14 protein-coding genes are annotated in these 14,064 nt (G+C 42.8%); 6 read left to right on the top strand and 8 right to left on the bottom strand.

The genetic code is table 11. The features are described 5' to 3' along the window. Positions 1-36: 36 nt before the first annotated feature. Positions 37-2,547: an Ig-like domain-containing protein gene (locus L5L77_RS02155; RefSeq protein ID WP_263185400.1), complete on the bottom strand. Its 2,511-nt coding sequence runs from the start codon at positions 2,545-2,547 to the stop codon at positions 37-39. A 222-nt stretch (positions 2,548-2,769) separates the two neighbouring features. Here L5L77_RS02155 and L5L77_RS02150 point away from each other — a divergent pair, with 222 nt between their 5' ends. The 4 genes from L5L77_RS02150 to L5L77_RS02135 all read left to right on the top strand — a co-directional run bounded on the left by L5L77_RS02150 (position 2,770) and on the right by L5L77_RS02135 (position 6,818). Then, positions 2,770-4,092 carry a dicarboxylate/amino acid:cation symporter gene (locus tag L5L77_RS02150; RefSeq protein WP_263185401.1) on the top strand — a complete coding sequence of 441 codons (1,323 nt, stop codon included), beginning with the start codon at positions 2,770-2,772 and terminating at the stop codon, positions 4,090-4,092. Between the two features lie 169 nt (positions 4,093-4,261). Next, positions 4,262-4,621 (top strand): hypothetical protein, encoded by a 360-nt coding sequence (locus L5L77_RS02145; protein WP_028759715.1) that lies wholly within the window; start codon positions 4,262-4,264, stop codon positions 4,619-4,621. 182 nt (positions 4,622-4,803) lie between these two features. Beyond that, a complete protein-coding gene (locus L5L77_RS02140) occupies positions 4,804-5,478 on the top strand; it encodes a response regulator (RefSeq protein ID WP_028759714.1) in 675 nt (224 codons plus the stop codon). Next, positions 5,469-6,818 (top strand): sensor histidine kinase, encoded by a 1,350-nt coding sequence (locus L5L77_RS02135; RefSeq protein WP_263185402.1) that lies wholly within the window; start codon positions 5,469-5,471, stop codon positions 6,816-6,818. Before L5L77_RS02140 ends, L5L77_RS02135 begins: the two co-directional genes overlap by 10 nt. 15 nt (positions 6,819-6,833) lie before the next feature. Here L5L77_RS02135 and L5L77_RS02130 read toward each other — a convergent pair whose 3' ends face one another. Next, positions 6,834-7,529, bottom strand: a complete 696-nt coding sequence (locus tag L5L77_RS02130) for a 2OG-Fe(II) oxygenase (protein ID WP_219252617.1) — start codon at positions 7,527-7,529, stop codon at positions 6,834-6,836. Between the two features lie 118 nt (positions 7,530-7,647). Between L5L77_RS02130 and L5L77_RS02125 the strand changes: the two genes are divergently transcribed. Further along, positions 7,648-8,910: an HD-GYP domain-containing protein gene (locus L5L77_RS02125; protein WP_263185403.1), complete on the top strand. Its 1,263-nt coding sequence runs from the start codon at positions 7,648-7,650 to the stop codon at positions 8,908-8,910. A gap of 190 nt (positions 8,911-9,100) precedes the next feature. Here L5L77_RS02125 and corA read toward each other — a convergent pair whose 3' ends face one another. The 4 genes from corA to cobB form a co-directional block, all read right to left on the bottom strand. Next, a complete protein-coding gene (gene corA / locus L5L77_RS02120; protein ID WP_263185404.1) occupies positions 9,101-10,048 on the bottom strand; it encodes a magnesium/cobalt transporter CorA in 948 nt (315 codons plus the stop codon). A gap of 127 nt (positions 10,049-10,175) precedes the next feature. Continuing rightward, positions 10,176-10,547 carry a hypothetical protein gene (locus L5L77_RS02115; RefSeq protein WP_263177226.1) on the bottom strand — a complete coding sequence of 124 codons (372 nt, stop codon included), beginning with the start codon at positions 10,545-10,547 and terminating at the stop codon, positions 10,176-10,178. 323 nt (positions 10,548-10,870) lie between these two features. Continuing rightward, positions 10,871-11,320: an ATP-binding protein gene (locus L5L77_RS02110; RefSeq protein ID WP_263177227.1), complete on the bottom strand. Its 450-nt coding sequence runs from the start codon at positions 11,318-11,320 to the stop codon at positions 10,871-10,873. Next, complete coding sequence (gene cobB, locus L5L77_RS02105; protein ID WP_263138521.1) at positions 11,317-12,048, bottom strand: Sir2 family NAD+-dependent deacetylase; 732 nt, start codon at positions 12,046-12,048, stop codon at positions 11,317-11,319. The genes L5L77_RS02110 and cobB overlap by 4 nt, the downstream gene beginning before the upstream one ends. Positions 12,049-12,305: 257 nt before the next feature. Between cobB and fur the strand changes: the two genes are divergently transcribed. Continuing rightward, on the top strand, positions 12,306-12,737 hold the full coding sequence (gene fur / locus L5L77_RS02100; protein ID WP_028759706.1) for a ferric iron uptake transcriptional regulator: 432 nt from the start codon (positions 12,306-12,308) through the stop codon (positions 12,735-12,737). An 83-nt stretch (positions 12,738-12,820) separates the two neighbouring features. Here the strand turns inward: fur and L5L77_RS02095 are convergent, their stop codons facing one another. Next, on the bottom strand, positions 12,821-13,318 hold the full coding sequence (locus L5L77_RS02095) for a GNAT family N-acetyltransferase (RefSeq protein WP_263221952.1): 498 nt from the start codon (positions 13,316-13,318) through the stop codon (positions 12,821-12,823). Positions 13,319-13,413: 95 nt separating this feature from the next. Further along, the gene (gene rnk / locus L5L77_RS02090) at positions 13,414-13,821 is read right to left on the bottom strand and encodes a nucleoside diphosphate kinase regulator (protein ID WP_263221951.1); all 408 of its coding nucleotides are present in this window, start codon (positions 13,819-13,821) and stop codon (positions 13,414-13,416) included. Positions 13,822-14,064 lie beyond the last annotated feature (243 nt).

Here is a 14,064-nt window from a genome sequence, read left to right as displayed (position 1 = left end):
TTAAGTGCGCTTTTATTTATATAATAAAAAACGTATTTATAAAATATTTACTGCTATTGAAAGCACCTCTGTTACAACATTATTAGGTGTAGTCACAGTTACAAGTAATGTGCCTGAGTTAGGCTTATCTTCACCTTTTAATGATACGGTAAACTCACGACCACCGTTATGATTTGAACTCGGCCAAATATATTGGTTTGCACTAGTAACAGAACCTGCACTAACTACAAAAGTAACGACTGAGCCTGCTGGCAATTGCTGATTATGCAAATCAGAAAGAGTAAATGAAGCAGAAGCAGTTCCCTTTCCATAGATCTGAATTGAACCACCAAAATGCTCTCTAGCAACAAGCACTGTTATAGGCTTACCATCTTCATCGACACCATCAACTAGTTCTTGATCAATGATTTTTATATCTTTGTCATTCGTTGCATAAGCAGCACTGCCTGACATAACCATAACAAGACTTCGGCGTACATAAAGCGACTTATCATTACTCACACCATCGGCACAACCTACATGCACAGGATCGGAACATAAAACTCCATTATATTTATTGTCTTTAACATCGAATACCCCATTCGAGTTAAAATCAATTAATTCTTCTAGCTCACCACCTAATTGCCCACTGGCCTGCTGCGGGTTAAAAATACCATCCTCATTATAATCGTTAAATGCATCATTTAAATCAAATGATTGGCCCGTAACATCCTTACCAGTAAGAAATGTTGTCATTTCGCTAGCATCAAAACGACCATTACCATTCAGATCTGGGAATGACTCTTCACCAATTGCAGTAGCAGTAATAGTTGCACGCCCGCCATATTTCTGGCCATAAAAATTACCATAAACACCTAAAGCAGGATCTAGAATCATACCAGCTTCAGGATTACGAATTTGAATACCAGCACCATCAATTAGAACTTCACCTAATGGGCGAGGTAACTGACTTGTCCATTTCACAGTACAAGCCCCTTTTATCGTTTGACAGGCATCCTCAATAGACCCCCCCTCTGTAGTAAATGAAACTGTCGTTCCATCAGGCACAGGGTTATTAAACGCATCAGCTAAACGCGCAGTGACTAATACTTCTGAGCCATCTCGGTTCCAGCCTTCTGCATTTAAACTTTGTGCAGAAAGTGAAAAACTATCTTGGTCAGGAATACCCGTTGAAATAATCAATTGACTCGACTGACTTGATATTGCAGGAATAGAATTATCATCGACTGTTGCAGTTACTCTTAATGATGTGGCAACGGTACCAGTTGTCACAACCGTTTGTACAAGCCCCTCATTATTAGTTGTTGCCTCAAGAGGTGCAAGCTTTACGCCTCCAACGCCAGTATTCAAATTAAACTTCACATTCTGATTACTAACAAAGTTACCATTTTTATCTAGAACTCTAAACTTAACCACTGACGATTCAGTACCACCAGTGCCAAGAATGCTAATATTTTCAGGAACCGCCGATACAAATACAATACTACCTATATCAGATCTTAAAACATTAATAGTTCCTGTGGCTGACAAGCTAATTCCACCAGCATTCGCAGTAACATTTATTTGATCTTCACCTACGCACCCTTGTGCTAAGTAGGTAGAAGTCGCAACGCCATTACTAGATGATACAGGCGAACTTATTTGTGCTTGGGCAGGAATTTTAGTTGCACACGTTGAAGAAAAGTTAACGTCCACAGGCTGAGTAAATGCATTACCTAGATCATCTTGAATTAAAACAGAAATTGTTGCAGTACCACCAGCAGAAACTGTAGTACTGCTAACTGCTGCCTTGCCCTTAACAAATGGATTGCCGCTTCCCATAACAACATTAGTTGCACCAACAACAACAATAGTATTACCTACTTCACCAGTAACTAGTGAAGCCATAACTTCTCCTGCACCTAAAGCACTTCCTGCATAAATATCAACAGTGGCCTTACCTTGAGCGTTCGTTACAGCTGTTTTAATTGGTAAATCACCTATTGGACTGGAAAAGGTCACAATCGCTGGCTTCTTAATACCTGTCACTGTTGCAACTAATTTCCCAGGTGAAAGAGTACTAATTGACTGTATTGGAGAACCATTTGCATCAGTTAAAACTAATGAAACTTGAGCACCGCCACCAGCTACACCACCATCACCCTTCATATTAAATCCAATCTTACCGGACTCACCACTGTCAATTTTTGCGCTTACTGTACCAGCTCCAGCAATCGTCGCAGTCACTAATGTAATACTCGCTACACCATTAACGTCAGTTAAGGCTGTTCCGATAGAGGGATTGAAAGATCCAATATTGCTATCACTGAGTGAAAAAGTAACTAAGATACCAGCAAGAGGCCCAAGTTTAGAATCTACAACTTTAGCAGTGACCTCCGCAGGGGCTATAGCCGAAATATCAATATTTGAAATTCCCATGGTGACAGTGACGACACTTGGCGTCGGCGGAGTACCGGAACCATCATCAGAGATACTGCCTCCACCACCACATGCTAATAATAAAAGCGAACACAATCCTGCGAGAAAAACCTTATACGCTGACTTCATTGTCAGGCTCCCTGTTACTCTGATGATAATATCTAAGCGAGACGCTTATTACTTATAGGCTAACATTACACAATTTTCACGCAACTTTCCCATAACTATCTTATTTTATTTCGCAAATTTGATAAATACTTTAACATTAATTGTCATTTCATCTTCACGATTTTCTTGCTAGTCTTGTGAGCGCCAAAAAATAGAATGTATAAAAAACACACAGGACTCTCTATGGCAATTTCTATAAAAAATAAACTCGGCCTTACAAGTAAAATTCTGATCGGTATGGGAACAGGTATTGCTTTAGGCCTCATTCTCCGCAATGCCTTTCCAGAAAGCGATATAGTAAAAGATTATATTACTGAAGGTTTCTTGCATGTTATCGGTACTATCTTCATCTCCAGCTTAAAAATGTTAGTCGTTCCTTTAGTCTTTATTTCATTAGTTTGCGGAACTTGCTCACTGAGTGAACCTTCAAAATTAGGCCGCTTAGGGGGGAAAACCCTCGCCTTCTATTTATTCACGACCGCCATTGCTTTAGTGATTGCGATTGTCAGCGCAGCCCTAATACATCCTGGAAACGCCTCACTGGCGTCAGAAAAAATGGAGTACGTCGCAAAAGAAGCCCCAAGTCTTGCTGATGTGCTGATAAACATAGTGCCTACCAATCCGATGCAGGCATTGAGCGAAGGTAATATGCTGCAAATTATTATTTTTGCGGTCATTTTTGGCTTTGCTATTGCCCATATTGGTGAGCGCGGCAAACGTATTGCGGCGTTGTTTGAAGATTTAAATGAAGTCATCATGCGTGTCGTGACACTGATAATGCAACTCGCGCCCTATGGTGTATTTGCGCTGATGGCAAAACTTGCATTAACACTCGGTTTAGAGACCTTTGGTAGTGTGGTTCAATATTTCTTCGTGGTCTTAGGTGTATTACTAGTCCATGCGTTTATCGTTTATCCAATCCTTTTAAAACTTTTCTCAGGCCTCAACCCCTTAATATTCATTCGTAAAATGCGCGATGTGCAGTTGTTTGCTTTTTCAACCGCCAGTTCAAATGCCACTTTACCCATTACCATAGAAGCGTCTGAACATAGATTAGGTGTCGATAATAAAATCGCCGCTTTTACGCTACCGTTAGGCGCTACGATTAACATGGATGGCACAGCAATCATGCAAGGCGTTGCCACTGTGTTTATTGCGCAGGTTTTTGGCATTGAGCTCTCACTAACCGATTATGCCGTTGTCGTTGTGACTGCCACGTTAGCATCAATTGGTACAGCGGGTGTTCCAGGTGTCGGACTTATCATGCTGGCCATGGTGTTAAATCAAGTTGGCTTACCAGTGGAAGGGATTGCCCTGATTATCGGTGTCGATCGCTTACTCGACATGGTACGTACTGCTGTAAACGTCACAGGTGATTGCGTAGCAACTGTAATTATTGCTAAATCAGAGGGCGAATTTAACGAGCAAGTGTTTAACAACACTCAAGCGGGTAAAGTTGCTAGAAGTTTTGATGAGCAAGTTCATCATTTAGATAAATCGAACTAAACCTCACAAAGACCAAAATGACGCCCAGCTTCAGTTGGGCGTTTTTGTTTGAACGCAATACAGTTAACATTTCTATTGTTAGCAAAATGTGAACGCGCCAATAGTACGGAAGTTTGTTTTTAGATACATTATGTTTACTATTTTAATACGTTTAATGGGAGGGGTATAAATGTGGTGGAGAAGTCTTTGGATCCTGATTGCATGCTGGTTATTGAGTGCCCACTTCGTACGTTACGAACAAATTAACTTTGCTATTCCTTTTGCACTTGCGCCTTTGGTCTTATTTTTTAACTCAGTTTACTTACTTCGTTTATTACAAATTTTATTATTTATAAGTGTCTTTGCCGTATGGGGCGTCACAACCATTGAAGCGGTACATCTGCGATTAGCGCAAGAAATGCCTTGGTTGAGATTGTCTTTTATCATGATGGCGGTGATGTTATTTACCTTAGGCGCGATTATGTGTGGCAACGGCATTTTGCGGATCAGAAAACAAAAATCGCCTTGGGGAAATTCCCCGATACGCTAACACTTTAACGGTAAAACCTTCTTATTCAACAATCAATTAGTACTTATTTTGACCACAAGTTCAACTCGGTCAGCAAAGGTTAAGTTCAACTAAGATATGCTGATCCTCTATTTGGTTATCAGTGTGATTTTACGTAGACTAGTTTGCTAAAGCTTAGCTCATACACTTTAAGGCATTATATTATGAGAATTTTGGTTGTTGAAGACGATCCTATTTTATCCCACCACTTAAAAGTGCAATTAAGCGATCTCGGCAATCAAGTTCAAGTGGCACTTACTGCCAAAGAAGGTTTTTATCAAGCCACTAATTATCCCATCGATGTCGCCATTGTCGATTTAGGGCTACCCGATCAAGATGGTATTAGCTTAATTCAACAACTCCGTGAAGCGGGTCTTAAAGCACCAATATTAATTCTCACGGCACGAGTTAATTGGCAGGATAAAGTTGAAGGCCTAAACGCCGGAGCCGATGACTATTTAGTGAAACCCTTTCAAAAAGAAGAGCTTGTCGCAAGGCTTGATGCCTTAGTGCGCCGTAGCGCAGGTTTTGTTAAACCCGTGATTTGCAGTGGAGAATTGAAACTCGATCTCGCCGCCAAACAAGTCACTCTGGGTGACGAAGTCATGGAGGTCACTGCCTTTGAATATTTAATCCTCGAATATTTGATGCGCCATTGTCATGAGGTTGTCGCCAAGCAACGTTTACTCGATGTGATTTATGGTGATAAGGAAGGCGATCCCAATACGATTGAAGTCATGGTCAGCCGCCTGCGTAAAAAACTGACCCGAGATGGTATCGATAACCCCATAGTGACCATCCGCGGCCAAGGATATAAATTTAACCTACCATGCAATTAAGATTAAAATTCAAGAAACGTCTGCTGACACGGATGTTTCTCACCTCACTATCAATTATTACCTTAGTGGGTTTTGGTCTCGCATGGATGGTTAATATTCTGCATGCGCAAAATAGTTATAACGAAGAAACGGCCCAACTCATTGCCGAAATTCCCCAAGTCGCCGCCGAATTACGGGAGCACGATCTTATCCCCGATACCAGTGCTTGGTTAGAAGAAAATAATAAACAAGAGCGCTATGTAATAGCGAGTTGCGATGGCAAATTTAAGCAGGTTTGGACCTCATCCCTCGCAGTAGATCGTGGATTATTTGATACCTGTGAGCGTTTTAACGAAATCCGTAACGACTCCCCGCCCTACTACCTCACCATGGCTGACGACAGAGGTTATTTCGTCTATTTGCTCGCGGTAGAAATTGCCAGTGTGCATTACAACCTCCTTGTCATGAAAGATGCCGCCAAACTGGAGCAAGAATACAGTAAGTTCAGTAAACGTACTTATATTCGTTTAGCCATGGTGTTGGCCTTAGCCTTAATTCTATTGGTCAGCGCCGCCTATTGGGGCATGCGTCCCTTGGTACGGATGCAAAACGAACTGCAATCAATTAACCAAGGTAAGAGTAAATCACTTTCTGAGGGCTATCCTGTTGAACTTGAAGGCGTAACGCAAGCACTCAACCAGATGTTGCAACAATCGAGTGCCCAACAACAGCGCTATCAAAATGCTATGAATGACTTGGCACACAGTCTTAAAACCCGCTTAGCCGCCGTGCATGCCATTACAGATGACGCCAGTTTGAGTAAACAATCTGCGAGCGAAAAGATCATGGAACAAGTCAGCCAGATGGATCAGCTGGTCAAATACCAATTAAAACGGGCCATGTTAGGCCGCCAAGGCCTGAAGCAAGAACAAACTGTTATTGCGCCCTTAGTCGACCAATTAGCGCAAATGTTGTTTAAAATTTATCGCGACAAGCAAGTGCAGTTCTCAGCAAACATTCCTCCCGCCTTAATGTTCCCTGGCAACAAGGGCGACTTGATGGAACTGTGTGGCAACCTAATGGAAAACGCTTTCCGCTTGTGTATCAGTCAAGTGCATGTCTCTGCTCAAATTAATTCGCATGGCGAATTTGAACTTATCGTTGAGGATGATGGCCCGGGTGTTGAAGAAAGCTTAAGACAGAAGATTATCCAACGTGGCGTGCGTGCCGATACCCAGTCCCCAGGGCAAGGGATAGGATTAGCTGTCTGTGATGAAATCGTTCACAGCTACGGTGGCAGCTTAAAAATTGAAGAAAGTCGCTTAGAAGGGGCGCTCTTTAGGATCAGTATCCCAGTGTAAGAAACTGGGATACTATCATGCAATCACCGCATATAGCTGTTCGGCTCGATTAAACATGATCCAAGAAGTGGCAATATATTTGTCACCACTCACAGGTTTATTTCCCCGATGTGAATGAGTAAATCCCGCAGGCGCTATCACCATAGTGCCTTTTTTAGGGGAGATTTTACGCTGTTGATAATAGAATTCGGTTTCGCCGCCCTCTTCCACATCATTTAGATAAAACATATAGAGCACGACGCGATGCAGAGCTTCATTGTGGCCATTCTGCGGGAATTGCTCCGAATGCCAATGGGGATAACCGCCTTTATTTTGCTGATACTTTTGAATATTAATACTGCCACTGCGATACAAATACTTCACTAAGCCATCGGCCCTAGGCGCACCCAGCGTCGCAAAATTAGTCGGAGTTAGCGTTACAGGTTGGCCCTGTTCATCACTCACTGACACAGCAACCGCACCCATTAGTGCCATTGAATACTTTGTGAAATAATCTATCGCGCCCTTTAAGGTATAACCTAAGAGTTCGTTTCTGATGGGCTGCAGGTCGATGAAACTATCTAAGGTCAAATCGCGGCTGATCTTCTTCTCCAGATCGACGCCATTGCCCGTTTGTCCATCAACAACGCCAGCATGTTGCTCAAATGCCAGAATGAGACGGTCACACAAGTCATTCGGCAACGCATTAGGGTATACTTCAATAAAGTCCATACTTCCTCAATGGAGTGGCTACTTTCTAGGCTTACTATGCTGACATGTTAGTTAAGTAATTGTAAAGCAGCATCATTGAGATAAAATAACCCACATTAGGCTTCACGATAACAAGAATATGAAAAAAAGCTGTAAAGTCTCAGTCCATCAACTTCAAGTCGGCAACTTTGTGCGTTTGCCCGTGGCTTGGAAAGATCATCCCTTTTTATTCAGTAGCTTTCATATTAAACAAACTGCGCAAATCGAGTTGATTAAAAATCTGGGCATCGAACATGTCATCGTCGATTTAGAACGCAGCGACGTCGCCCCGATACATGCTGATGCGGTCAACCCTATCAAATTGCCGCCAAGTGCTGAAATCAATGTGCTTAAAAACGACATGGATCAATACAAGGCTGAGCAAATCGAAGTACAAAAAAAATTACGCCGTGACATTAATAAAACTGAGCAAAATTTTACCCGCTCAGTAGCCATGATGCGCAGCCTCATCTCTAAGCTACGTAATCGCCCCTTAAATGCGGTCGATGACGCCAAAGATTTGGTGCACACCATAGTCGAACAGCTGCTCAACTCAGATAACTTAGTGCTGCATTTGATGAGTGATGCTAAGCAGGATGAAAGCATTTACTACCACTCCTTGAATGTTGCGATCCTCTCTATGCTGATCGCCAAAGAAATGGAATGGGATAGAAGTGAAATCGAAACGGTCGGTCTCAGTGCCCTGTTCCACGACGTGGGTAAATTAAAAATCCCACCACAAATTCTAAAAAAATCGACACCTTGGTCAGCACCAGAGCTTAATTTTATCAAGCAGCATCCATTACTTGGGATTGAACTGCTCAAATTAGCCGATAATTTTCCCCAAGCAGCCTTACCTGCAATCACCAATCACCACGAGTTTCTCGATGGCAGTGGTTATCCCAAAGGCCTAAAGGAAGAGGCTCTCGATAAGGTATCGCAACTGATTGCGGTAGTGAACGAATATGACTCCTTGTGTTACCCAAGCCAACAGGGCAAAGCCAGAATGCCCTACGCCGCACTAGGGCATTTGTATAAGCAATATAAAACTAAGCTAAATCAAGAGTATATTGGCAAGATGATCAAGATGCTGGGCATTTACCCCCCCGGCAGTGTGGTGGAATTATCCAGCGGTCAATATGCCATGGTGATGTCGGTTAACTTAACTAAACTACTATGTCCAAAAATATTGGTTTACGATGCCTTAGTGCCCAAAGATCAGGCGCCTATCGTTGATCTGGAAATTGAAGGGATCAGCATAGTGCGCTGCTTACCACCTGCGGCGCTTCCTGAAAAAGTCCACGAGTATTTGAATCCGCGCGAGCGAGTGAGTTACTACTTTGGCGGCGATAGTCGTAAGTAGTTGATTAAGAAACTGGCTTAACGATTATGTCTAACGAGCTTCACTCATTTACGCAAAGTCATCGAGTCTCACTCATTGAATAAAAGTCATTGAATGAACGTAGTTAAATGGCAGTGATAAAAATAAGGGTCGAATATTACATTCGCCCCTTATTTTTAATTCGAGAAAACCAACACAGCTAGCGGCTGACTTATAACCAATGCTTACGTTTAAAGAAGAAGTAAGTACCTGCGGCACTGGCTAACATCATCACAATCGCCATAGGGTAACCGTATTGCCACTCAAGCTCAGGCATGCTGGCAAAGTTCATCCCATAACTACTGGCAATCAAGGTCGGTGGTAGAAATACCACAGCGGCAACCGAGAAGATTTTGATGATTTTGTTCTGCTGCAGACCACTGAAACCCATGGCCGCATCGAGCAAGAAGTTTAACTTATCGAAGATAAACTGACTGTGGGGCATCAGCGACTCGATATCCGACAACATTTCCCGCAAGTCCTTTAAATGTTCATCGGATAACTGGCCACGATAATAACGCTGCATATAACGCAGTGAACGCTGTGTATCGAGCAAACTTAATCGGATTTTACCATTAGAGTCTTCTTGCAGAGTGATGAGCTTAAATACATTGTCAAGTTCATCGTTATCAAATACTTGCTCACCGACATTTTCAAGTACAGTGTAAACGTCTTCAATTAAGTCAGATAAATAATCCACTTTCAGATTAAATAATTCGAGAAACAATTCCTGCGGTGTCGATACTTCTAACCGCCCTAAACGCAAGTAGTTACGCAGTAAACGGATAAGACCTACGTCTTCTTCACGAATTGTCAGTAAAAAATTGCTACGAAGGTTAAAGGAAACGTTAACGCCGCGCACATCTTGGCCGACACGCTGTGGGAATAACGAATTAATATGCAAGCCGTCACTGTTTTGATAAAAACGTGCTGAGGCCTCAATTTCATTGATATCTTCTTCGTCAGGCACTTCTTCAACGGAAAAATGACTTAACCACTCTCGCTCCTCATCATCGGGTTTATACAGATCTAACCAAATGGTCGACGCGGGAATACTGTCCAGTATGCCGAGCTCTGTCACAGTAAGGTGACGATTATCATAGACATAAGCAGTAATCATTTGTCCTCCTGAAAAAAAACTTAAGTTAACGATTCCACTTAAGTGCAGGCTAAAAAATTGTCGCTAGTTTACCGCATAAGTTGGCAATGAAAAGGCGTGCAAGGTAATTTAGTAAAATAAATATGCCTTAGTCGGTTTCGATAATTGCCAACCGTTCTTGGGTCGAAAAGCGAATATGGATGCCATCGATAGTGACCATTTTCGAGTCTGAGATATCCCCTTTTCGCACACGATACTCGCCGTTATTGTCGGCATTCGGTGACACAATTCTCACAGTGACAATTCTATGCTGATCGCGCCAATACCAAACACTGTAACTCAGCAGGCTAAATCCAATCACTACAAACACACCCGTCAACAGGTATCGACGCCACAGCGGTTCACTAAAACGCTTTGAACTGAGATTAACAACCTGAGGTTCAATCTGACGCTTGCGTTTCACCAGCAAAAACCAAGCGCCAGCAATAACTAAGACTGTTAGTAAAATTTTAATGAGCATGGCTCTTTCCTCTGATAAACGTCCGCTTGTGCTCAATGGTCTCGATCAAGTCAGCAGCAATCTTGCATTAGCCCTTCAATGCCACACAAGTTAGCGCATTATACGCAGACTTATGTGGATAAACTGTCTTTGGGATCAAGCTTAAAGTGCACAGTCAAATAGATAAGGCGAATGTAAGAGCCACACACATGCACATAGACATAGACAAAGCAAAACGTTAAACAGAGTACAACAGACTTATGACAGGGCGAAAACACTGCGGGACCCATGCCTAAAATTGATAGCTACAGATCACAATACTCAACATAAGTAAGTACCTGACATTAAAAATCTTCAAATCCCTTCGCCATCCGCTGAATTTGTGCCAAAGGAACGCCGTGGCGATTACGTTTGGCGCATTCCTGCTGATGAGCCAGACTGTTTGGTTCACCCACAAGCACAATTCTAACTTGATAACCTAAGGCTTTTGCCGCCGCTTCATAGGCCATGTATTCCCAGTGGCACAGATTGGTATTATCACAAATCACCACAGGCTCGCTTGAAGAAAGTGCCTGAATAAACCCCGTCAAATTACATTGATGAAACTCAGGTAATTTCTTGGCATCGAAACGGTATTCATCTTCATGGTAGAAAAAACTATCGGTCGAAAATACGCCACGTTGCCGCACGCCAATGGCTTTTTCTAAAGGAAGGGAAAGAATGTAAGTTTCAACCCAATGTGATTTACCACTGCCCGGTAAGCCACGCATTATAATCGCAACTTTTTCGCTCATGCGTTCGACTCACTGCCAATCACTCGACCCGCTAAAATGGTATCAACCAACTGAGGCACTAACTCCCCCGCTTTTCCTGTGAGGTGATATTGAAACTGACTGTGTCTATCGGGTGCCATCATATTCACTTCGACTGTTTGAGCCCCATGATGGTTAGCAGTATCCACAAAGCCCGCGGCAGGATACACAGTGCCAGAGGTGCCAATGGCAATAAACAAGTCACAGTTATCGAGCGCATCGTGAATTCGATCCATCCCTAAGGGCATTTCACCAAACCACACCACATGGGGGCGTAATCGCTGGGCCGGAATACAACAAGTACAGCAATTATCGGCACCAAAGGGCTCACGTAAAATAAAGGTCTGACGTGAGCGCGGACAACGGCCTTTGGATAATTCACCGTGCATATGCAATAGACGACGCGAGCCCGCACGCTCATGCAGATCATCAATATTTTGTGTGATGATAAGTAATTGACCTTTAAAGTCCGCTTCCAACTTTGCTAAGGCCACATGCGCTGCATTGGGTTCAACCGTGCCACTATGCAGTTGCAACCAACGACTATTGTAAAATCGCTCTACCAATTCAGCATCACGCTCATAACCTTCTGGTGTAGCAACGTCTTCAATATGATGCTCTTCCCACAGACCATCTTGATCGCGAAAGGTGCGTAAACCCGACTCAGCAGAGATCCCTGCGCCGGTTAACACCACAATTTGCTGGTACATGCTGATTCCTTATTATTTTATTTATTTGAATTATTCTCACTGACTTTGGCAGCCGTGAATATTATTCCTTGGTATAACCATACAAAAACTATGCTTGAATTGCCGCAAAATATTGTGATTTAACGCCTATTGACACAATTTATCTGCATATCGCCCTAGAAAGCCAGAACAAAGGTTTAAGTTTTCAACCTGAGCACCTATAATGGCAAACACTATCCACGGATGAACCTATTGGTTCTGCAATCAAGAGATTAGCAATGACAGATGGAAATCAAGCGCTAAAAAAAGCGGGTTTGAAAATTACCCTGCCACGAGTCAAGATCCTAGAACTGATGCAAGGACCTGAAAACCAACATATCAGTGCAGAAGATTTGTACAAGAAGCTGCTCGATATCGGTGAAGAAATTGGTCTAGCCACCGTCTACCGTGTGTTAAACCAATTTGATGATGCAGGTATTGTCAGTCGCCATCATTTTGAGAGCGGTAAAGCCGTTTTCGAACTATCGACTCAGCATCATCATGATCACTTAGTTTGCCTATCGTGTGGCAAAGTGATTGAGTTTTCAGATGAAGTCATCGAACGTCGTCAAGATGAAATTGCCATGAAACACAACATTAAGCTGACTAATCACAGCTTATATTTGTACGGCACTTGCACCAACGATACCTGTGAGCATAACGACGCCTAAGTCGGCCATTGTGTTTATATAGCATTAAGCAAAAAACCAGCCTAAGGCTGGTTTTTTATTGGATGATGTTTACGGGTAAACCGCTATAACACCTTGGCATAGATATTCACTTGATGGCCCATAAACTCATTTTGCTCACGCCAATGCATGCCCACACGCTTAGCCACACCTTCAGAACCGAGATTCCCTGCTAAGATAAGTGCAATCGTCTGGTCAATGCCAAAACGTTTAAATTCGGCTAATGCAGCAAATGCGGCCTCAGTACCAATTCCAGTTCCCCAATACTCAGGGAAATAACGATAACCCAGTTCGACTTCGCTGAATTCTGGAATAAATTTCGGACCACAAAAACCAATCACCCGCTTATCAGCTTTATGCTCTACCGCCCAACGACCAAAACCATGTTGCTGATAATCGACTTGGATCACCTTGTGAAACAACTCAACCGCCTGCTCGCGAGCTGTAAATGCCGCGGTGGGAATGTACTTTAGCATCTCGGGATTACTGTTCATCAAATAAAGCGCTTCACAATCTTGCTCAGTAAATGGTCGAATAATTAACCGTTCAGTTTGGGTTATCATCTTTGCTCCTTCAAAAATGGCACTTAAAAATCAACCAATGGTTCGCTTAAAGTGCACTGGCGTAACGTCAACGACACTACGCCAATACCTCAAGCTTAACGGTGGAAATCACCACTGCGCTCAGGCTGATACAGGATTTCTTCAATACGCACTTTTACCATAGAACCACCCGGACCTGGCCATTCAATTTCATCACCTTGAGAGAGCCCTAATAATGCGCTGCCCACTGGCGCCAAAATAGAAATCGTGCCCGCGCCGTTCACGTCTTTTGGATACACTAAACGTAAACAGAAAGTCTCATTACTGGATGAAACGCTAAACTTCACTTCTGAATTCATGGTCACCACATTCGCAGGCACCTGTGATGCAGACACAATATCGGCTCTGTCTAATTCAGCCTCCAATGCCGCTTTGCCCGGAAACGCATTTGCCGGCAGTGACTCCAATAATCGCTCTAGTCTTTCTAAGTCAATTTCCGAAATAATGATTTTAGGTGTTTTCACAGTTTTTCCCTCGTAAAAAAATGTGATGTTTAAGCCGTTACTGTGGCTAACATCGACTCTGTTGCTTACCCTCCCCCAATGCGATAAGCCCCATAAAACAAATACGCTCGCAACGATAGACTGCAACCGTGTTAAATAAATTTGAGTTCAAGATTTTTTGCAGAACAGCACTGAAGCCATAAGCACTTAGCTCATGGTTAATGGCTCTACTCACATTATCCTCGACAATGACACAGACGAGCG

It is taken from the genome of Shewanella sp. SM29, assembly GCF_025654245.1.
GTDB classification, from domain to species: domain Bacteria; phylum Pseudomonadota; class Gammaproteobacteria; order Enterobacterales; family Shewanellaceae; genus Shewanella; species Shewanella oncorhynchi.
This window is presented reverse-complemented; position numbering and strand designations above follow the sequence as displayed.

Bases quoted from the DNA above. Each gene is read 5' to 3' on its own strand.
- L5L77_RS02155 (WP_263185400.1), bottom strand. From the start codon at position 2,547: ATGAAGTCAGCGTATAAGGTTTTTCTCGCAGGATTGTGTTCGCTTTTA.
- L5L77_RS02150 (WP_263185401.1), top strand. From the start codon at position 2,770: ATGGCAATTTCTATAAAAAATAAACTCGGCCTTACAAGTAAAATTCTG.
- L5L77_RS02145 (WP_028759715.1), top strand. From the start codon at position 4,262: ATGTGGTGGAGAAGTCTTTGGATCCTGATTGCATGCTGGTTATTGAGT.
- L5L77_RS02140 (WP_028759714.1), top strand. From the start codon at position 4,804: ATGAGAATTTTGGTTGTTGAAGACGATCCTATTTTATCCCACCACTTA.
- L5L77_RS02135 (WP_263185402.1), top strand. From the start codon at position 5,469: ATGCAATTAAGATTAAAATTCAAGAAACGTCTGCTGACACGGATGTTT.
- L5L77_RS02130 (WP_219252617.1), bottom strand. From the start codon at position 7,529: ATGGACTTTATTGAAGTATACCCTAATGCGTTGCCGAATGACTTGTGT.
- L5L77_RS02125 (WP_263185403.1), top strand. From the start codon at position 7,648: ATGAAAAAAAGCTGTAAAGTCTCAGTCCATCAACTTCAAGTCGGCAAC.
- corA (WP_263185404.1), bottom strand. From the start codon at position 10,048: ATGATTACTGCTTATGTCTATGATAATCGTCACCTTACTGTGACAGAG.
- L5L77_RS02115 (WP_263177226.1), bottom strand. From the start codon at position 10,547: ATGCTCATTAAAATTTTACTAACAGTCTTAGTTATTGCTGGCGCTTGG.
- L5L77_RS02110 (WP_263177227.1), bottom strand. From the start codon at position 11,320: ATGAGCGAAAAAGTTGCGATTATAATGCGTGGCTTACCGGGCAGTGGT.
- cobB (WP_263138521.1), bottom strand. From the start codon at position 12,048: ATGTACCAGCAAATTGTGGTGTTAACCGGCGCAGGGATCTCTGCTGAG.
- fur (WP_028759706.1), top strand. From the start codon at position 12,306: ATGACAGATGGAAATCAAGCGCTAAAAAAAGCGGGTTTGAAAATTACC.
- L5L77_RS02095 (WP_263221952.1), bottom strand. From the start codon at position 13,318: ATGATAACCCAAACTGAACGGTTAATTATTCGACCATTTACTGAGCAA.